Raw genomic sequence first — 19,001 nt, 5'->3', positions numbered from 1 at the left:
CCCGGAGCAACAACCCCATGAACGACTCGGGACGAGGCGCGTCAGGACAGGTGGTGCACCTCCTGCAGGCGGTAGACCGGGGTGGGGATCCCCTCGCTGCGGGCCTTCAGCTGCAGCGCCAGGTACAGCGAGTAGTGCCGTGACTGGTGCAGGTTGCCGCCGTGGAACCACAGCGCCTGCTGCTGGGTGGGCTTCCACATGTTGCGCTGCTCGCCCTCCCACGGGCCCGGGTCCTTGGTGGTGTCCGAGCCCAGGCCCCACACCTTGCCGACCTTGTCGGCGACCTCCTGGGAGATGAGGTCGGCCGCCCAGCCGTTCATCGACCCGTAGCCGGTGGCGTAGACGACGAGGTCGGCGGGCAGCTCGGTGCCGTCCTCGAGGACGACGGAGTCCTCGGTGAGCCGCTCGACCTGCCCGTGCGCCAGCTTCACCTCGCCGTCGGCCACCAGCTCGGCGGCGCCCACGTCGATGTAGTAGCCCGAGCCGCGGCGCAGGTACTTCATGAACAGCCCCGAGCCGTCGTCGCCCCAGTCCAGCCAGAAGCCGGCGTCCGCCATGCGCCGGTAGAAGTCGGCGTCGCGCTCCTTCATCTGCTCGTACAGCGGGATCTGGAACTCGTGCATGATCCGGTACGGCAGCGAGGCGAAGATGAGGTCGGCCTTCTCGGTGGTCACCCCGTTGGCGACCGCCTGCTCGGAGTACAGGGCCCCGAGGCCGATCTCCATGAGGCTGTCGCTCTTCACGATGTGCGTCGAGGTGCGCTGCACCATGGTCACGTCGGCGCCGATCTCCCACAGCGCTCCGCAGATGTCGAACGCGGAGTTGTTGCTGCCGATGACGACGACCTTCTTGCCCGCGTACTCGTCGGGGCCGGGGTGGGCCGAGGAGTGGTGCTGCTCGCCCCGGAACACGTCCTGCCCGGGCAGCCGGGGGACGTTCGGCTTGCCGGACATGCCGGTGGCCAGCACCAGCTGCTTCGGGCGCAGCGTGAGCGGCTCCCCGTCGCGCTCGACCTCGACGGTCCACTCGCCGGTCTGCTGGTCGTAGCTGGCCGAGCGCGCGACGGTGCCGCCCCAGTAGGGCACCTCCATGACCTTCACGTAGGACTCGAGCCAGTCGCCGATCTTGTCCTTGGGCGCGAAGACGGGCCAGTTGTCCGGGAACTTCAGGTAGGGCAGGTGGTCGTACCAGACCGGGTCGTGCAGGCACAGCGACTTGTAGCGGCTGCGCCACTGGTCGCCGGGCCGGGCGTGCTTGTCGATCACCAGGGCCGGGACACCGAGGTGCCGCAGCCGCGCGCCGAGGGCGATGCCGCCCTGCCCGCCGCCGACGACCAGCACGTAGGGCTGGGTGGTGTACCCGAGCTCGGCCTCCTCCTGCTCCCGGCGCTCCCGCCAGGTCCTGCGCTCGCGGTTCGCGCCGTGCTCGGCGCCCATCGGCCGGCGCTCGCGGAGCGGCTCCTCGTGCCCCTTCAGCTCGTACAGCGTGGTCAGCAGGGTGAACGCCTTCGTGCCCTCCTCCTGCAGCCGCAGCAGCCCGCGGCCGCGCCCGACCGCGGTCTCGAACTCGATCCAGGCCGTGATGGTCCCGTCGTCCTCGGTCGGCTCCTCGGTGGTGCGGAAGCCGCGCGGGTCGGTGGACTCCAGGGTGGCGCCGAGCAGGTCGCGGACGCCGTCGGGCCCCTCGACCGTGGTGATGTTCCAGGTGAAGGCGATGAGGTCCCGCCAGAAGCTCGTGGCGGCGAACATGCCCGCCGCGCGGTCGGCGTCGCGAGCGGTGAGCGCGTCCTCGAACGCGGCCAGCCAGGCGTCGGTGCGGTCGGTGGGGGAGCCGGTGGTCTCGGGTCGTTCGACCGTCTGCGTCATGCGGGCGCGCCTCCTGCGTCGTCGCGGGTGGGGACGCCGCCCAGCAGACCCGCCCGGGCCGACGCCTGGGAGGCGTTGCAGGGGGTTGCAGGACATATGGTCGTGTCGCAGGTCACAGACGAGGAGCTGCCCATGACCGAGGTCCAGAGCGCCCTGCCCCCCGGAACCGATCCGCGGGTGCACACCCGGCTGCTCGCCCGGGTCCGTGCCGCGGCCCTCGCCGGGGGCACGCCGCCGGCGGCACCCCGGCCGGTGATCGGGGCCTCCTGGCGGCGGTTGCGCGGCAGCGGCCTGGACCCGTCACGGTCGCCGGACGTCGTCCCGCTGGACGGGCCCGAGCTGGAGCGCCGCCGGGCGGAGAGCGGCCTGGCCCCGCTGCTGCCGCTGCTGCGCGAGCGGCTGCTGTCGGTGGCCCGCGACGCCGGGCAGGTGCTGGTCGTGGGGGACGCCGGCTGCCGGGTGCTGTGGCGGGAGGGCGGTGCCGAGGTGCGCCGGCGGGCCGACCGGCTGGGCTTCGTCGAGGGCTCCTCCTGGGACGAGGACGTCGTCGGCACCAACGCCATCGGCACCAGCGTCGTGGTCCGCGCGCCGCTGCAGGTGCACGCCGCCGAGCACTACGCCGAGGGCCACCAGCCCTGGACCTGCGCCGCCGCGCCGCTGCGCGACCCGGTCACCGGCCGCGTCCTGGGGGTGGTCGACCTCTCCGGCCCGGCCTCGACGGTGCACCCGAGCACCATCGCCCTGGTCGACGCCGTCGCCCTGCTGGCCGGGCAGGAGCTCCTGCGGGCGCACGCCCGGCACGTCGAGCGGCTGCGCACGCTGGCCGCGCCGATGCTGGCCCGGCTGACCGGCCCGGCGCTGGTCGTCGGCGTCGACGGGTGCACCGCCGCCGCGACCGCCCTGACCGCGCCCGCCCGCGTGGCGTTGCCCGAGGGACTGCACCCGGGGACGGCGTGGGTGCCGGCGCTGGGCCGGTGCACCGTCGAGCCGCTGCCCGGGGGCTGGCTGCTGCGCCCGCACGGCGCGGAGGACGACGACCGGCCGGCGGGGCTGGTGCTCGACCTCAGCGGGGCCCGCCCGCAGGTGCAGGTGACCGGGGCGAGCGGCAGCTGGACCACCGGGCTGAGCCTCCGGCACGCCGAGATCCTGCTCGCCCTGACCCGGCACCCGGCAGGCCGCTCGGCCGCTGCCCTCGCCGACGACCTCTTCGGCGACCCGACCCGGACGGTCACCGTGCGCGCCGAGGTCTCGCGGCTGCGCCGCACCCTGGGCTCGGTGCTGCAGACCCAGCCGTACCGGGTCGACGAGGACGTCGCCGTGGAGGTCCGGCTGCCGACGCCGGTCACGCGGCTGCTCCCGGCGTCGACCGCACCGCTGGTGGAGCGCCTCCGCCGGGGCTGACGGTCAGGAGGCCGGGGCGTCCGGTGCCTCGGGCAGGTGGGTGCGGGCCCACAGCGCGGCGGAGGTGCGGTCCCGGACGCCGATCCGCTGGAAGACGCTGGTCAGGTGCGCCTTGACGGTGCTCTCGCGGATGCCGAGGCGGCGGGCGATCTGCTTGTTGGCCAGCCCGCGGCCGACCAGGGCGAGCACCTCCTGCTCCCGCTCGGTGAGCTCGGCCGCGCGGGCCGGGCCGCGCCGGGCGTGCAGGACCGTGCGGGCCACCCGGGGGTCGAGCGGGGAGTGGCCGCGGGCGGTCGAGCGGATGGCGGCGAGCAGGTCGGCCGGCTCGGTGTCCTTGAGCACGTAGCCGCTGGCGCCGGCGTCGAGCGCCTCCATGACCCGCTGCTGGTCGGAGAAGGAGGTGAGCACCAGCACCTCGACGTCCGGGTGCTCCTCGACGATGCGGCGGGTCGCCCCGACGCCGTCCAGGACCGGCATGGACAGGTCCATGAGCACCACGTGCGGCCCCAGCCGGGCCACCTCCTCGACCGCCTCGGCGCCGTCGGCCGCCGTCCCGACCACGCGCATGTCGCCGGCCGCGGCGATCAGGCCGGAGAGGCCGGTGCGCATGAGCGCGTGGTCGTCGACGACCAGGACGTCGATCACGGGCGGGGGACCTCCAGCCGCAGGGTCGTGCCGGCACCGGGAGCGGTGCGCACGGCGAGGGTGGCCCCCTCTGCCGCGGCGCGGTCGGCGAGCAGGCGGAGCCCGAGGTGACCCGTGCGCGACCGGTCCACCACCGCCGCGACGTCGAAGCCCACGCCGTCGTCGCTGACCTGCAGGACCAGGCGCCCGGGCCGCTGCTCGACGGTGACGGCCACGCTGCGGGAGCGCGCGTGCTTGACCACGTTGCGCAGCGCCTCCTGCACCGTGCTCAGCAGCAGCGCGGCGGTGCCCGGTCCGGCCTCGAGGTCCTCGGCGACGGTCAGGTCGACGTCGATGCCCCGGGGCCGCAGCCGCGCGGCCAGGTCGGCCAGCGCGCCGGGCAGCCCGGCCTGCTCCAGGGTCGGCGGGTGGATCTCCACCAGGAGCGAGCGCAGCGAGCCCACCGACTCCCGCAGCGCCCCGGCCGCCTGGCCGAGCACCTCGACCACCTGCCGGTCCCTGGCGTCCACCGGGCCCGCCCGCAGGTCGTCGGCGGCGCGGGCGACCAGCAGCGCGGAGGCCGAGACGTCCTGCACGATGCCGTCGTGCAGGCTGCCGGCGATCAGCCGGCGCTCCTCGGTGGAGACGTCCAGCGCCCGCGCCTGCAGGAGTTCGCGTTCCCGCTGCGTGGCCCGCAGCTGCGTCGCCATGCGCCAGGCCAGCGGCAGCTGCACGGCGACGAGGGTGAGCAGCACGATCATCGAGATCGGCGCGAACTGCGCCCAGATCTCGAAGCGGCGCTCGGTGGCCTCCTCGTACACCGAGTAGGTCTCCAGCAGCAGCGGTTCGCCCGTGGGGCCCTCGATCAGCCCGTAGACCTCCAGCAGCCGGCCGCCCGAGGGCTCGAACCGGTTCTCCGGGCGGCTGAGGTCGCTGACCGCGGCGCGGGTGACGCCGTCGCGCAGGGTCTGCTGGTCGACGTCGTCGAAGGGGTAGGTCGACCCGATGAGGCGGGCCTCGTCGGAGTACACGACCCGGCCGTCGGGGGTCCAGATCTTGACCCGCAGGACGGCGGTCTGCGCCAGTCCGTCGCGCAGCGCGGCGTCGACGGCGGCGATCGCCGCGGGGTCGCCGGCGAGCAGCCGGTCGTCGACGAGGGGTTGGACGAGCACGTCGGCCAGCAGGTCCGTGGTGCGGCGGGCGTCGACCAGGGCCTCGTCCTCGGCCGCCTCCACGCCGGCCCAGAGGCCGCCGGCCAGCAGCAGGACGACGGCGGCCAGGTTGGCGAGGACGAACCTGCGCACCACCCGGCCCACCGAGGGGGACGCCGGCCGGGCCCGCGCTGCGGTCCCGCCGTCGCCCAGAACCACCCAGCCCGGGTCCGCGGAGGGTGCCGCGGCCGCGGTGAGCTCCGTGGTCATCCCACCCCCGTCCCGCGCAGGCGCGGGACCGCCCTGCCGGGGAGTTGTGCCATCCCGGGGTGCCGGTGCGCAAGGGGCGGGCGGGCACTGTGCCCCGGACGGGGGGACGGCGGGCCTCACCCGAGGACCCGGTGCCAGGCCCGCCGCAGGAGGTGCCGGACGGGCTCCGGCTGCGGGAGGGGGGCGGCCGGGGCCTGCTCGGGGACGGCCAGCGCGGTGGCGAGGGCCTGCGCCAGCGCGGTCGGGACGTCCGGCGGCACGACCGGCTCGGTATCCCGCAGGGCGGCGTGCCGCGCCGCCGGGAGGGTGGCCACCACCGGGCGGGCCCTCGCCAGGGCCTCCCGCAGGGCGGCCTCCACGGTCGGCGACCCGGTGGCCGTGTCGTCCCGGTGCGGCAGGACCAGCAGGGCGCAGCCCCGCACCGCCGCCCGGACCGCCGGGACGGCCAGCGAGCCGCGGAAGCAGATCCGCTCGGTCACGCCGAGGTACGTCGCCTGGTCGCGCAGCACCCGGGACAGCGGCCCGCTGCCGACGACGTCCACGGACAGCTCCGGCCGGTCGCCGGCGAGCATGCCGAACGCCGTCAGCAGGGTGTCGACGCCGCCGGCGGGGACCAGCGGCGCCACGCACAGCAGCCGGCGGCGTGCGGGCGCCCCGCTCGTCGCCATGACACCCCTCCCGGTCGGACCCGGGGTCACTGCACCAGCTCGCCGGTCGGGCCCGCACCTGGACAGGGGTCGTACGACCCTGCACGCGGCGGAGGGTGGCCACCGTCCGGGCCGCCCTCCGCCTGGTGGTCACTCGGTGGGCGGCTCGTCCTCGCCGGCCTCCTCGGCCGCGTCGGCCTCCTCCTTGGTCGCGTGCACCGCGCCGTCGGCGTGCTCCGGCGGGCCGTAGACGGTGTAGAGGACCAGCGGGTTCGGGCCGGTGTTGACGAAGTTGTGCTTCGTCCCGGCGGGGACGACGACCAGGTCGCCCTGCGCCACCTGCTTCTTCGAGCCGGAGACCCGCGCCTCACCGGTGCCGCTGACGAAGGTGAGGATCTGGTCGATGTCCTCGTGCACCTCCTCGCCGATCTCGCCGCCCGGCGGGATGGTCATGATGACCAGCTGGGTGTTCCTGCCGGTCCACAGCACGCGGCGGAAGTCGGCGTACTTCTCCGCCTCGGTCGCGATGGTGTAGTGGATGACGGACGCCATCGAGGGCTCCTCTGCTCGGGCGGGCACGGGTCTGCGCGGCCGCGGCCCGGTCGGGCCCGGCGGACGACGTCCCTCCTGCCCCCGGCCCGCGCAGGTCATTCCTTCTTCAGGTACGGCACTCGAGCAGCCCGACCAGGACGGCGGCGGCGACGTCGGCGTCCTCGGTGAGCCGGTCGGCCTGACCGCGCTCGACCCGGGCCAGCATGAGCTCGTGGATGCCGCCGACCGCGGCCAGCACCAGCGCCTCCTCGACCGGGCGCACCTCGTCGGGGGAGCGGGCGACCAGGTCGTCGGCGGTCTCGCGCAGCAGCGCGACGTAGCGGTGCAGGACGTCGCGGCGCAGCGCCAGCCCGCTGCGGCCGGCCGCCTGGACCTCCACCAGGACCGCCCAGGCGACCTCCGGCGCGGAGGCGAGGGCGGACAGCAGGGTCGCGACGGTCGCGTGCAGCCGGTCGCGCCACGGCAGCCCGGCCTCGGCCGCCTCGCGCTGGGTCCGGCGGAGCTCGTCGAGGACCTTGTCCGTCGCCCGGGAGACCAGCTCGAGGAGGCAGTGCTCCTTGTCGTGGAAGTGGGCGTACAGCACGGTCTTCGAGACCCGGGCCACCCGCGCGATGTCGGCGACGGTCGTGGCGCGGTAGCCCTTCTCGGCCATGCAGGAGGCCAGCGCGCCGAGGATGCGGCCGCGGCGCTGGGCGTCGTCCACGGTCGGGTCGCCGCCGAGCTCGACGAGACCACCCACGTCGGCGACTGTATCGGCGTCCTCCGGAACCGGGCGTGCGGTGCGTCCGGGGCGGAGCACACGGGGGCGGTGACCGATCTCACCGGGCACTCGGGGAAGGAACGGCGGTGCCGGTGACGTCGTCCTGAGGGTGAGCACGCCGACCGCATCCCGCCCGACGGCCCGCGCCTACGCGGTGTGGCTGGTCGCGCTCGCCGCCTACGCCGTCGCGGTCTTCCACCGCGCCTCCCTCGGCGTGGCCGGGGTGGAGGCCCAGCAGCGCTTCGACGCCGGCGCCTCGGCGGTCTCGCTGTTCCTCGTGCTCCAGCTCGCCGTCTACGCGGGCTTGCAGGTCCCGGTCGGCGTCGCCCTGGACCGGTTCGGCTCCAAGCGGATGGTCATCGCGGGCGCGGTCACGATGGCCGCCGGCCAGCTGGTCCTCGCGCTCGCCACCGACGTGCCCACCGCGGTCGCGGCCCGCGTCCTGGTCGGCGCGGGCGATGCCATGACGTTCATCAGCGTGCTGCGCCTGGTCGGCTTCTGGTTCCCCGGGCCGGCGGTCCCGCTGGTCACGCAACTGACCGGCATCCTCGGCCAGGTCGGCTCGATCGCCGCCGCCTACCCGCTGGTGGCGCTGCTGCACAGCACCTCCTGGACGACGACCTTCCTCGGCGCGGCCGCGGTGGGGCTGCTCGTCGCCGTCCTGGTGCTGGTGGCGCTCGCGGACGCGCCCGCGGGGACCGAGCTGCCGCGCGCCTCCGGGCTGGCGGAGGTCCGGCGCAGCCTGGCGCTGACCTGGCGGGAGCCGGGCACCCGGATCGGCCTCTACACGCACCTGGTCACCCAGTTCTCCGGCACCGTCTTCGCGTTGCTGTGGGGCTACCCGTTCCTGGTGCTCGGCCAGGGCGTGAGCCCGGCGACCGCGGCGGCCCTGCTCACCCTCCTCGTCGTCGTCGGCATGGGCATCGGCCCGCTGCTCGGCCGGCTCTGCGCCCGGTGGCCGCTGCGCCGCTCCGACCTGGTCTTCACGATCCTCGCCCTGACCGCGGCCGCCTGGACCGTCGTGCTGCTGTGGCCGGGCCGGGCGCCGCTGCCGGTGCTGGTGCTGCTGGTCGTCGTCCTGGGCACCAACGGCCCCGGCTCGATGATCGGCTTCGACTACGCCCGCACCTGGAACCCCGCCGAGCGGCAGGGCAGCGCCAGCGGGGTGGTCAACGTCGGCGGCTTCGTCGCCTCGCTGCTCACCGTCCTGGCCGTGGGCGCGGTGCTCGACCTGCTCACCCCGGGCGGCTCGACCGGGTACTCGCTGGACGCCTTCCGGGCCGCGTTCGCCGTCCAGTACGTGTTCTGGGCGATCGGCCTGGTCGGCGTCATCCGGCACCGCCGGCAGCTGCGGGAGCGGCTGGCCCGCGACGGCGTCGTCCTGGCGCCGCTGGTCGCCGCCGTGGGCGCCCGGCTGCGGGGGCGCTCGGTCTACCACTGAGAACAGGACCCGGCCCCCTCGCGGGGTCCCGCCGCGAGTGGGGGCGAGGGGGTCCTTTCTCACGCCGCGTGTCCGGCCCGGCACGCAGTGGCGGACGGGGCCGTCCCGCCCGCCGCGCCGCACCGCGGGCGACCCTCCCGGCGGCTGCCGTCTGGGACCGTCCTGCTGATCGGGTGGGACGGGGAGGCAGGGAGGCGCGGTGTTCCGACGCAACGAGGCCCCGGCCGGCGGCGGATCCGGGGCGGCGGGGCCCCACCTCGAGTACGCCGGCCGCCACCCCTCCGGTGACCTCGACGCACTGCTCGAGCCCCGGCCGCTGTTCCGCGGCGCGCTGCGGGGCTACGACCGGCTGCAGGTGGACAACTACGTCGCCTGGGCCGAGACCGAGCTGCTCGCCGTCCGGCGGGCCAACGACGAGCTGCTGTCCCGCTACGGCGCCTGCTCGGCGGAGCTGGAGATCTCCCGCCGGTTGCTGGCCTGCTCGCCGGCCGGGCGGGAGCAGGTGCGCACCTCCGAGCGGGTCGGGGAGATCCTGCGGCTGGCCGCCGACGAGGCCGCGCGGCTGACCGAGGCCGGGGCCGCCGACGGCGACCGACTGCGGGGGGAGGCGCGGGCCGAGGCCGACGCCCTGCTGCGGCGGGCCCGCGAGGTCAGGGACGCCGCCGTTGCCGACTGCGAGCGCATGCGGGCGGAGGCGGAGGAGGCCCGCACGGCCGCGGAGGAGGAGCTGGCGCGGGCGCACGCCGAGGTGCGCCGGCTGACCGCCGAGCTGGACGCGGTGCTGCAGACCGTGGCCGGGCAGCCCGCCGAGGAGGAGCAACCCGCCCGCGCGCCCCTGGCCGGATGAGCCACTAGCGTCGGGCCCGACCGCAGGGTCCCAGCGGGAGGTGCGCGTGGACGTCGTCGTCGGGCTGGACTCCGGGACGACGGCGACGAAGGCGGTGACCGCGGGCGTCGACGCGCGCGTCCGCGACCTGGTCAGCGTGGGGTACCCGCTGCTGGTGCCCGCCCCCGGCCGCGCCGAGCTCGACGCCGGCCGCCTGCAGCGGGCCGCCGTGGAGGCGCTCACCGCGGTCGCCGCCCTCGCCCGCGAGCGCGGCGACCGGGTCGTCGGGATCAGCCTCTGCGCCGCCATGCACGGCCTGGTGCGGATGGACGGCGACGGGGCGCCGCTGGGCCCGGTGGTGACCTGGGCCGACGCCCGGGCCGCCGCGTGGGCGCGGGCGTTGCACGCCGACGGGCGCGCGCCGGACCTGCACGCCCGCACCGGCACGCCGGTGCACGCGATGTCGCCGCTGGTGAAGCTGTCCTGGGAGCGGGCGCAGGACGCCGACCGGGTGGCCGGGACGCCGCGCTGGGGCGGGGTCAAGGAACTCGTCGTCGCTGCGCTGTGCGGCGGCCCGCAGGTGGTCGACCGCTCCTGCGCCTCGGCCACCGGGCTGTACGACATCCGCGCCGGCCGGTGGGACGACGAGGCGCTGGCGATCGCCGGGGTGCGGTCCGGCCAGCTCGGCGAGGTGCTGCCGACGACCGCGGTGCTGCCCGGGCTGCGCGCCGACGTCGCCGCCGCGACCGGCCTGCCGGCCGACACCCCCGTCGTCGTGGGCGCCTCCGACGGGGTGCTGGCCAACCTCGGCGTCGGCGCGGTGCGCCCGGAGGTCGCCGCGGTGTCCCTCGGCACCAGCGGCGCGATGCGGGTCGTCGTCCCCGCGCCCACGGTGGACCCCGGCCGCCGGCTGTTCTGCTACGCCCTCACCGACGAGCACTGGGTGGTCGGGGGAGCGGTGAACAACGGCGGCTCGGTGGTCCGCTGGGCCTCGCACGCGCTCGCCGTGGAGCCCGGCGAGCCCGAGCCGCAGGGCGAGGAGGCCGACGAGCTCGACGCCCGGCTGCTCGACGAGGCCGCAGGTGTCTCCGCGGGGAGCGCCGGGCTGCTCTGCCTGCCCTACCTGCTCGGCGAGCGGGCGCCGTGGTGGCGCTCCGGGCTGCGCGGCGCCTACCTGGGGCTGCGCCGGGAGCACCGCCGGCCGCACCTGGTCCGCGCCGCGGTGGAGGGTGTCTGCCAGCAGCTGGCGCTGGTCCGCGACGCCTTCTCGGCCACCGGCGTCCCGGTGTGCGAGGTGCGCGCCACCGGGGGAGCGGTCGCCTCGTCGCTGTGGGTGCGCACGCTCGCCGCCGCGCTCGACCTGCCGGTGCGGGTCGCCGACTCACCCGAGGGCACCGGCCTGGGCGCCTGCCTGCTGGGGCTGCACGCCCTCGGCGCGCTGCCGGACCTCGACGCTGCCACCGCGCTGGTGACCGTGCACGACCCGGTCGAGCCCGACCCCGACGAGGCCGCGGTCTACCGGGAGCTGCGGCCGCTGGTGGAGCGCTCCACCGACGCGCTGACCGACGTCCTCACCGCGCTGGACGCCCTCGACGACCCGCCCCACCCCGGCTGACCCGCCGTCCGATCCCCGAGGAGGAACTCGTGCCCGAGGTCGAACCGGTGCTCGGCGCCGGCCCGCTGCTGCTCATCGCGGCGGCCGCGGTCGGCGTCCTGCTGTTCCTGATCATGAAGCTGAAGCTGCACGCGTTCCTCGCGCTGGTGCTGGTCAGCCTGCTCACCGCGCTGGCCACCCGGATCCCGCTCGAGGACGTCGTCACCACGCTGACCGGCGGGTTCGGCACGACCCTCGCCAGCGTGGCGCTGCTGGTCGGGCTGGGCGCGATGCTCGGCCGGCTGCTGGAGCACAGCGGTGGCGCGCAGGTGCTGGCCGACAGCCTGATCGGCCGGTTCGGCGAGAAGCGGGCGCCGCTGGCGCTGGGCGTGGCGGCGCTGCTGTTCGGCTTCCCGATCTTCTTCGACGCCGGGCTGGTCGTGTTCCTGCCGATCGTCTTCACGGTGGCCCTCCGGCTGGGCGGGTCGCTGCTGACCTACGGGCTGCCGGTCGCCGGCGCCTTCGCCGTCATGCACGCCTTCGTGCCGCCGCACCCCGGGCCGGTCGCCGCCGCCGAGCTGATCGGCGCGGACATCGGGCTGGTCCTCGTCTTCGGCCTGCTCGTCGGCCTGCCCACCTGGTACCTCGGCGGCTACCTGTTCGGGCTGTGGGCCGGGCGCCGCTACGACGTCGCGGTGCCGGACATCCTCGCCGACGAGAAGCCGCTCGACGACACCCCCGACCCGTCGGTCGAGGGCACCTCGCCGGCGATCGCGTCGTCGGGTGGCCGGCGCACGGGGACCGCGACCCGGCCGGCGCCGCCCCGGTTCGGCATCGTCGTCGGCATCCTGCTGCTGCCGCTGGTGCTGATCTTCCTCAACACCGGGCTCTCGACGCTGTCCACCGCGGGGGCGCTCGACGAGACCTCGCTCCTCGTCCGCGCCGGCCAGCTGCTGGGTGCCACCCCGGTGGCCCTGCTCACCACGGTGCTCGTCGCGAGCATCGTGCTCGGCGTGCGGCGCGGGGAGAGCGGCGCGCAGGTCGAGTCGATCGTCAACAGCGCCCTCGGGCCAGTCTGCGCGATCATCCTGATCACCGGCGCCGGCGGCATGTTCGGCGGCGTGCTGCGGGCCAGCGGCATCGGGACGGCGCTGGCCGACGTCCTCGGGGACATCGGCCTGCCGGTCATCGTCGCCGCGTTCGTCATCTCGGTGCTGCTGCGGGTGGCGCAGGGCTCCGCGACGGTCGCGCTGACCACCGCGGCCGGGCTGATGGCCCCGGTCGTCGAGGCCACCGAGGGGTTGTCGTCGGTCGACCTGGCGCTCATCGTGCTCGCCATCGCCGGCGGCGCGACGGTGCTGTCGCACGTCAACGACTCGGGGTTCTGGCTGGTCAGCCGCTTCTTCCGCATGGACGAGAAGACGACGCTGCAGACCTGGACGGTCATGGAGACGCTGCTGGGCACCATCGGCTTCCTCATTGCGCTGGTGCTCAGCCTCTTCCTCTGACGCCCCCTCCGGCGATTTCCGCGGAAACCGCCGGGCCCGGTCGCGACGGACCCACCGCGACCGGGCCCGTGGTGACATCGTGGCGCGATGGGACGCACCCTCCGGCTCGCCGGTGCCGGCCTCGCCGGTCTCGCCGCGGTCGCCGCCCGTGACCTGCTGCAGCGCGAGCACACCCTGTTGCGCAACTTCCCGGTGATCGGCCACGCCCGGTACCTGCTCGAGTCGATCGGCCCGGAGCTGCGCCAGTACCTCGTGGCGGGCAACAACGAGGAGCGCCCGTTCACCCGCGACCAGCGGCGCTGGGTGTACGCGTCGGCGAAGCACGAGAACAACTACTTCGGCTTCGGCACCGACAACGACCTGGAGTTCACCGCCGGCTACCCGGTCATCAACCACCGCACGTTCGGCCGCGCCGTGCCGCCCACCTCCGTGCACGCGGGCCACGACGTCCAACTGCCGAGCGCCAAGGTGCTCGGCGGTCCGCGCGGCCGGGCGAAGGCGTTCCGGCCGGCCTCGGTCGTGAACGTCTCGGCGATGAGCTTCGGGTCGCTGTCCGGCGCGGCGATCGAGGCGCTCAACCGCGGGGCGGCGCTCGCCGGGTGCATGCAGAACACCGGCGAGGGCGGGCTCTCGGTGCACCACCGGCACGGCGGGGAACTGGTGTTCCAGATCGGCACCGCCTACTTCGGCTGCCGGGACGAGCAGGGCCGCTTCGACCTCCAGCGGCTCAAGGACCTGGTGGCCGGGGCGCCCGTGCGCGCCCTGGAGGTCAAGCTCAGCCAGGGCGCCAAGCCCAGCCTGGGCGGCGTCCTGCCGGGCGCGAAGGTGTCGGCCGAGATCGCGGCCGCCCGCGGCGTGCCGGAGGGCGTGGACTGCATCAGCCCGTCGCGGCACGCGGAGTTCTCCGACACCGACAGCCTGCTCGACTGGGTGGAGCTGCTCGCCGCCGAGACCGGGCTGCCGGTCGGCATCAAGTCCGCCGTCGGCGACATGACCTTCTGGCACGAGCTCACCGACCTGATGGCGACCACCGGCCGCGGCGTGGACTTCGTGACGGTCGACGGCGGCGAGGGCGGCACCGGCGCGGCACCGCTGATCTTCACCGACTCGGTGTCCCTGCCGTTCCAGCTCGGCTTCGCCCGGGTCCACGCGGTGTTCGCCCGCGCGGGGCTGCACGAGCAGGTCACCTTCGTCGGTGCCGGGAAGCTCGGCCTGCCCGACAACGCGATCGTGGCCTTCGCGCTCGGCTGCGACATGGTGAACATCGGCCGCGAGGCGATGCTGGCGATCGGCTGCATCCAGGCCCAGAAGTGCCACACCGACACCTGCCCCACCGGCGTCGCCACGCAGAACCCCTGGCTGGCGCACGGTCTGGACCCGCAGCTGAAGTCGGTGCGGGCGGCGAACTACATCGGGACGCTGCGCCGCGACCTGGTCAAGGTCGCCGAGGCCTGCGGCGTCGAGCACCCGGGCCTGATCGACTCCTCCTCGGTCGAGGTGCTCACCGGGCGCACGGCGTCGACACCGCTGGGGGAGGTCTACGGCTACCAGCCGGGGTGGGGGCTGCCCTCACCCGACGACCGGGCGGAGATCGTCCGGATCATGACGGCCGAGGCCCCGCAGGGCGGGTCCGCCGTCCCCTCGGAGGACGCCGTCCGGTGACGCCCTGGCGGCGGTTCCCGCGGAAACCGCCGCCAGGGGACCGGCTCACGCGCCGCGGAGCAGCTCCTCGAAGGAGGGCACGTCGGCGAACGGGTCCAGCGGACGCTTCGCGGACGGTCGGCCGGCGACCAGGTCGGCCAGCTCACCGGCCGCGCGGTCGATCCGGCGGGCCAGCTCGGCGTCCACCCCACCGGCACCGGCCCAGTCCTCCGACGCGGCGAAGACGCCGGTCGGCGCCGGGACGGCGCGCAGGTAGGCGAACAGCGGCCGCATGGCGTGCTCGATCACCAGCGAGTGCCGGGCGGTGCCGGCGGTGGCGCCGAGCAGCACCGGCGTCCCGGTGAGCGAGTCCCTGTCCAGGACGTCGAAGAACGTCTTGAACAGCCCGCTGTAGGACGCCGAGAACACCGGCGTCACCGCGATCAGCCCGTCGGCGCCTGTGACGGTGTCGATCGCGGCGCGCAGCGACTCGTCGGCGAACCCGGTGACCAGGTGGTCGGCCAGGTCGCGGGCGTGCGTGCGCAGCTCGACGACCTCCACGGTCGCGTCGTCCCCCCGCTCGCGCAGGGCGGCGACGGTCGCGGTGGTGAGCCGGTCGGCCAGCAGCCGGGTCGACGACGGCGTCGACAGCCCCCCGCTGACGACGGCGAGGGTGCGGGTGGTCATGCCGAGACCTCCTCCGGGGTGGTGACGGCGGCACGGGCGGCCACGCGCGAGGCGTGGGTCGGGGCGTCGGGCACGTGCGCGGGCTTGAGCGCGGCGAACTCGCGGCGCAGCACCGGCACGACCTCCTCGCCGAGCATGTCCAGCTGCTCGAGCACGGTCTTCAGCGGCAGGCCGGCGTGGTCGATGAGGAACAGCTGCCGCTGGTAGTCGCCGACGTACTCGCGGAAGCCGAGCGTGCGCTCGATGACCTGCTGCGGGGAGCCTACGGTCAGCGGCGTCTCGCGGGAGAAGTCCTCCAGCGAGGGGCCGTGGCCGTAGACCGGCGCGTTGTCGAAGTACGGCCGGAACTCGTCCACCGCGTCCTGCGAGTTCTTCCGCATGAACACCTGCCCACCCAGCCCGACGATCGCCTGGTCGGCGGCCCCGTGGCCGTGGTGCTCGAAGCGGCGGCGGTAGAACTGCACCATCCGGGCCGTGTGCTCCTTCGGCCAGAAGATGTGGTTGTGGAAGAAGCCGTCGCCGTAGTAGGCGGCCTGCTCGGCGATCTGCGGGGAGCGGATCGAGCCGTGCCACACGAACGGCGGGACGCCGTCCAGCGGCCGCGGGGTCGAGGTGAAGCCCTGCAGCGGCGTGCGGAACTGCCCGGACCAGTCGACGACCTCCTCGTCCCACAGCCGGCGCAGCAGCGCGTAGTTCTCCACCGCCAGCGGGATGCCGTTGCGGATGTCCTGCCCGAACCACGGGTACACCGGGCCGGTGTTGCCGCGGCCCATCATCAGGTCGACCCGGCCGCCGGCCAGGTGCTGCAGCATCGCGTAGTCCTCGGCGATCTTCACCGGGTCGTTGGTGGTGATCAGCGTGGTCGCCGTCGACAGCTGCAGCCGCGTGGCCTGCGCGGCGATGTAGGCCAGCGTGGTCGTCGGCGAGGAGGAGAAGAACGGCGGGTTGTGGTGCTCGCCCAGGGCGAAGACGTCGAGCCCGACCTCCTCGGCCTTCTTCGCGATGGTGACGATCGCCTGGACCCGCTCCGCCTCGCTGGGCGTGCGGCCGTCGGTGGGATCGGTCGTGATGTCGCTGACCGAGAAGACGCCGAACTGCATGTCGGTCTCCGTGTGATTGAGAGTGCAACTACCGGCCGGTGCAACGTATCCGGCCGGCCGGTATTCCCCACGTCCGGCTCACCCGAGAGGGGCGGCGGGTGCCGGAGTGCGACGTCACTCACGTTTCGGATGTGGTTCGCGGCATTGTCACGGGACGGTAACGACGCCTACGGTGGCTGACGTCCGGTCGGTCGTCTCGTCCCCGTTCGGGGAGCCTGACCGGGCGCCGCCGAGTCGTGTCCGCCGCCAGCGGGCGCGAGCCGGGGACCCACCGCAGTACTGGGGTGAATCCCGCCCGCGAGTCCTTCTCGCGGGCCGGTAGGGCTGCTTCCCGCCCGAACCCGTCAGCTAACTCGGTAGGCGGCTCACGGAAGAACGGAGCACTCCGCATGCCCCGCCCCCGGGCCCTCGCGGCTCGCCGGTCCGCCCGGCCACGCGCGCCTCGCGCCTCCTCCCCGGCCAGCTGACCCGGCACCCGACCGCGCCCGCCGGCTCTTCCTGATCCGCCGGCACCCCCCGTAGACCGCGCCGCACCGGGCTGCCCTCCGCCAGGGGGGTCCATCCCGCGCGCCCTCTCGCCACGGAGCACCCCCACCTGATGGACACCCAGCAGTTCCCGGCCGTCCCGGCCACCACCGATCCCGCCACCAACCGCCCCGCCCGCCGCCTGGGGCTGCCCGCCCGCGGCCGGCGTCCGGCGATCCTGCTGGCCACCGCCGCGGCCGGCGCGATCGTCGTCAGCACCGTCGTCGGCAACCAGCCCGCCGCCGAGGCCGAGACCGAGACGGTCCCCGCCTCCGTGAGCGTCGCCGAGCAGCTGGGCATCACCGCCGAGGCGCCGCTCGCCGCCCCGGGCGCCCCCGAGCTGGCCCCGCTGCAGGACCTCGCCGCCTCCCGCAGCCAGCGCGAGGCCGCCGAGGCCCAGGCCGCGCAGGTCCAGGCCGCCGCCGAGCAGGCCGAGCTGGACCGCCAGGCCGCCGAGCAGGCCGCCGCCGAGCAGGCCGCCCGCGAGGCCGCGGAGCGCGCGGCCGCCGAGCAGGCCGCCGCCGAGGCCGCCGCCCGCGCGGCCGCCGAGCAGGCCGCCGCCTCCTCCGCCGCTGCCCCGGCCCCCGCGGCCAGCAGCGGCTCGTCGTCCCCGGCGCCGCGCGGTTCCTTCAAGGACTACGCGATGAGCAAGGTCGGCAGCGCCGAGCAGTTCAGCTGCCTGGAGAAGCTGTGGGGCAAGGAGAGCGGCTGGAACCCCAACGCGCAGAACCCCACCAGCACCGCCTACGGCATCCCGCAGTTCCTGAACTCGACCTGGGCCAGCACCGGCATCGCCAAGACGTCGGACGGCTACCGGCAGATCGACGCCGGCCTGATCTACATCGAGAACCGCTACGGCACCCCCTGCGACGCCTGGGCGCACTCGCAGGCCAAGGGCTGGTACTAGAAGGACCACCCTTCCCCCGCGCCTCGCACGCTCGGCGCGGGCCCCTGAAGGAGGCCGTTCCAGCACCTCACCACACTGGCGGCGGGACCGTGCAGGAGGGCCGCCGAGGGCCGTCCCCGCACCGCGGGGGCGGCCCTCGGCCGTCCTCAGTGGTGGTGGCCGCCCCGCCGCGAGAGCCGGCGCCCGGACGGCGGGCCGGTGACCACCGGTTCGCCGCTGCGCGCCCGCTCGACGCGCGCGCGGTCGGCCTTCCCGGCGTCGCGCAGGGGCCCGCTCCACGGCCGGCCGCCCGAGACGGTGTAGACCCGCTGGGCCGGCCGGTCGCAGGAGGGGCAGACGGCGGCGTCGGCGACGTCAGCCATGTCGCGGCGCAGGTCGAACGGGCCGCACTGCGGACAGCGGAACTCGTAGAGGGGCACGGGCGTCTCCTGCCGGTGGCGGGGGGGGGGGGGGGGGGGGGGGGGGCCCCCCCCCCCCCCGGGGCGCCCCCCCCCCCCCCCCCCCCCCCCCCCCCCCCCCCCACCTCAGACGGTGGCGAGCGCGGCGCGGATCCGGGCGATGAGGGTCGCGAGGTCCCGCATGTCCGCGGCGGCCACGCGGATGACCCGCCAGCCGGCCGCACGGAGTCGCGCCAGGCGCTCCGCGTCCTCGTCGACCTGCGTCCCGAGGAAGTGGTGGGCCCCCTCGTACTCGACGGCGAGGCGGGCCTCCGGAAACGCCAGGTCGACACGAGCCATGAACTGCCCGCCGTCGAAGACCTCGTATTGGGGCACCGGCTCCAGGCCGTCGAGGACGAGGCAGACCCGCAGGCGCGACTCCGGGGCCGACTCGGCGCGGGGGTCCACGTACCTGACGGCCCGCCGCACCCGGCTGACGCCCCAGCGGCCGGCACCCCGGTCGGCCATGGCGAGGAGGCCGGGGACCGCGACGTGGTGCGCGCGGGCCATCGCGTCGAGGGCGGCCACCGCGGTGGTCAGGGGCTCGAGCGCCATGACGTCCCAGGCCGTCCGCAGTGCCGTGGTCGTCGGGACGTCGTCGACCACGGCGAGGTCCCCCGGGTCCAGGACGGTGCGGTGCACCCGGACGCCCCTCGGGCCGGTCCACCGCGTGGACTCCGGGCAGACGACGGTGACCGGGTCGATCAGGCCGGCGAAGGGAGCCCCGTACCAGGCTGCTGCCGAGTGCCCGCCGATCCGCGCCTCGGGCGGCAGCAGCAGGGCGACCCCACGACAGCGCAACTGGTGGTCGAGCTCCAGTGACGGGTCGGCGTAGACGTTCTGAGCGAGCCGGTGGTAGCTGCGGACGCGCAGTTGGCCACGGGTCAGGAAGCCCTCGGCGACGGCGGCACTGCCGAGGAAGACGCCGGTGAGGAGGCGGCGGGGGGTGGGCACCGGCGCAGCCTGTCCGATCGCGGCGCCGCGGGCTCCCGTCGTCCACAGGCCCGGACGTGCCAGGTGCCTTCCGCGCGCGAAAGGCACCTGCTGACGGGTGCCTTTCGCGCG

The 19,001-nt window shown here is 75.4% G+C and carries 17 protein-coding genes and 1 riboswitch; of the genes, 7 read left to right on the top strand and 10 right to left on the bottom strand.

Features of this window, described 5'->3' with window-relative positions:
- Positions 1-41: 41 nt before the first annotated feature.
- Positions 42-1,865 (bottom strand): flavin-containing monooxygenase, encoded by a 1,824-nt coding sequence (locus tag ACI78Z_RS05275; protein ID WP_457035476.1) that lies wholly within the window; start codon positions 1,863-1,865, stop codon positions 42-44.
- Between the two features lie 132 nt (positions 1,866-1,997).
- On the opposite strand from ACI78Z_RS05275, the gene ACI78Z_RS05270 reads away from it, so the two are divergent.
- Positions 1,998-3,266, top strand: coding sequence for a GAF domain-containing protein (locus tag ACI78Z_RS05270; RefSeq protein WP_457035475.1), 1,269 nt, complete (start codon positions 1,998-2,000; stop codon positions 3,264-3,266).
- Between the two features lie 3 nt (positions 3,267-3,269).
- Here the strand turns inward: ACI78Z_RS05270 and ACI78Z_RS05265 are convergent, their stop codons facing one another.
- From ACI78Z_RS05265 to ACI78Z_RS05245, 5 genes are all read right to left on the bottom strand, one after another.
- A complete protein-coding gene (locus tag ACI78Z_RS05265; RefSeq protein WP_457035474.1) occupies positions 3,270-3,911 on the bottom strand; it encodes a response regulator in 642 nt (213 codons plus the stop codon).
- Positions 3,908-5,311: a sensor histidine kinase gene (locus ACI78Z_RS05260; protein WP_457035473.1), complete on the bottom strand. Its 1,404-nt coding sequence runs from the start codon at positions 5,309-5,311 to the stop codon at positions 3,908-3,910. The genes ACI78Z_RS05265 and ACI78Z_RS05260 overlap by 4 nt, the downstream gene beginning before the upstream one ends.
- A gap of 116 nt (positions 5,312-5,427) precedes the next feature.
- Positions 5,428-5,979 carry a glycosyltransferase gene (locus tag ACI78Z_RS05255; RefSeq protein ID WP_457035472.1) on the bottom strand — a complete coding sequence of 184 codons (552 nt, stop codon included), beginning with the start codon at positions 5,977-5,979 and terminating at the stop codon, positions 5,428-5,430.
- 129 nt (positions 5,980-6,108) lie between these two features.
- Positions 6,109-6,510 (bottom strand): cupin domain-containing protein, encoded by a 402-nt coding sequence (locus tag ACI78Z_RS05250; RefSeq protein ID WP_457035471.1) that lies wholly within the window; start codon positions 6,508-6,510, stop codon positions 6,109-6,111.
- Between the two features lie 106 nt (positions 6,511-6,616).
- Complete coding sequence (locus ACI78Z_RS05245) at positions 6,617-7,249, bottom strand: TetR/AcrR family transcriptional regulator (protein WP_457035470.1); 633 nt, start codon at positions 7,247-7,249, stop codon at positions 6,617-6,619.
- A 130-nt stretch (positions 7,250-7,379) separates the two neighbouring features.
- On the opposite strand from ACI78Z_RS05245, the gene ACI78Z_RS05240 reads away from it, so the two are divergent.
- The 5 genes from ACI78Z_RS05240 to ACI78Z_RS05220 all read left to right on the top strand — a co-directional run bounded on the left by ACI78Z_RS05240 (position 7,380) and on the right by ACI78Z_RS05220 (position 14,301).
- Positions 7,380-8,711, top strand: coding sequence for an MFS transporter (locus ACI78Z_RS05240; RefSeq protein WP_457035469.1), 1,332 nt, complete (start codon positions 7,380-7,382; stop codon positions 8,709-8,711).
- Positions 8,712-8,910: 199 nt separating this feature from the next.
- Complete coding sequence (locus ACI78Z_RS05235) at positions 8,911-9,558, top strand: hypothetical protein (RefSeq protein WP_457035468.1); 648 nt, start codon at positions 8,911-8,913, stop codon at positions 9,556-9,558.
- Between the two features lie 46 nt (positions 9,559-9,604).
- Complete coding sequence (locus tag ACI78Z_RS05230) at positions 9,605-11,152, top strand: gluconokinase (RefSeq protein WP_457035467.1); 1,548 nt, start codon at positions 9,605-9,607, stop codon at positions 11,150-11,152.
- 29 nt (positions 11,153-11,181) lie between these two features.
- Positions 11,182-12,639 (top strand): GntP family permease, encoded by a 1,458-nt coding sequence (locus ACI78Z_RS05225; protein ID WP_457035466.1) that lies wholly within the window; start codon positions 11,182-11,184, stop codon positions 12,637-12,639.
- 87 nt (positions 12,640-12,726) lie between these two features.
- Positions 12,727-14,301 carry an FMN-binding glutamate synthase family protein gene (locus ACI78Z_RS05220; RefSeq protein WP_457035465.1) on the top strand — a complete coding sequence of 525 codons (1,575 nt, stop codon included), beginning with the start codon at positions 12,727-12,729 and terminating at the stop codon, positions 14,299-14,301.
- A gap of 45 nt (positions 14,302-14,346) precedes the next feature.
- Here ACI78Z_RS05220 and ACI78Z_RS05215 read toward each other — a convergent pair whose 3' ends face one another.
- Positions 14,347-14,967 carry an FMN reductase gene (locus tag ACI78Z_RS05215; RefSeq protein ID WP_457035464.1) on the bottom strand — a complete coding sequence of 207 codons (621 nt, stop codon included), beginning with the start codon at positions 14,965-14,967 and terminating at the stop codon, positions 14,347-14,349.
- Complete coding sequence (locus ACI78Z_RS05210; protein ID WP_457035463.1) at positions 14,964-16,067, bottom strand: LLM class flavin-dependent oxidoreductase; 1,104 nt, start codon at positions 16,065-16,067, stop codon at positions 14,964-14,966. Before ACI78Z_RS05210 ends, ACI78Z_RS05215 begins: the two co-directional genes overlap by 4 nt.
- A gap of 231 nt (positions 16,068-16,298) precedes the next feature.
- Positions 16,299-16,445: riboswitch (cyclic di-AMP (ydaO/yuaA leader) on the top strand.
- Between the two features lie 220 nt (positions 16,446-16,665).
- Here ACI78Z_RS05210 and ACI78Z_RS05205 point away from each other — a divergent pair.
- Complete coding sequence (locus tag ACI78Z_RS05205; protein WP_457035462.1) at positions 16,666-17,499, top strand: aggregation-promoting factor C-terminal-like domain-containing protein; 834 nt, start codon at positions 16,666-16,668, stop codon at positions 17,497-17,499.
- Between the two features lie 146 nt (positions 17,500-17,645).
- On the opposite strand, the gene ACI78Z_RS05200 is transcribed toward ACI78Z_RS05205, so the two are convergent.
- Complete coding sequence (locus ACI78Z_RS05200; protein WP_457035461.1) at positions 17,646-17,918, bottom strand: FmdB family zinc ribbon protein; 273 nt, start codon at positions 17,916-17,918, stop codon at positions 17,646-17,648.
- A gap of 105 nt (positions 17,919-18,023) precedes the next feature.
- A complete protein-coding gene (locus ACI78Z_RS05195) occupies positions 18,024-18,890 on the bottom strand; it encodes an endonuclease domain-containing protein (protein WP_457035460.1) in 867 nt (288 codons plus the stop codon).
- Positions 18,891-19,001: the final 111 nt, after the last annotated feature.

This window comes from Geodermatophilus sp. SYSU D01176 (assembly GCF_054050015.1).
Note: the sequence above shows the minus strand (reverse complement) of the source record. Positions and strands in the feature narration are given on the sequence as shown.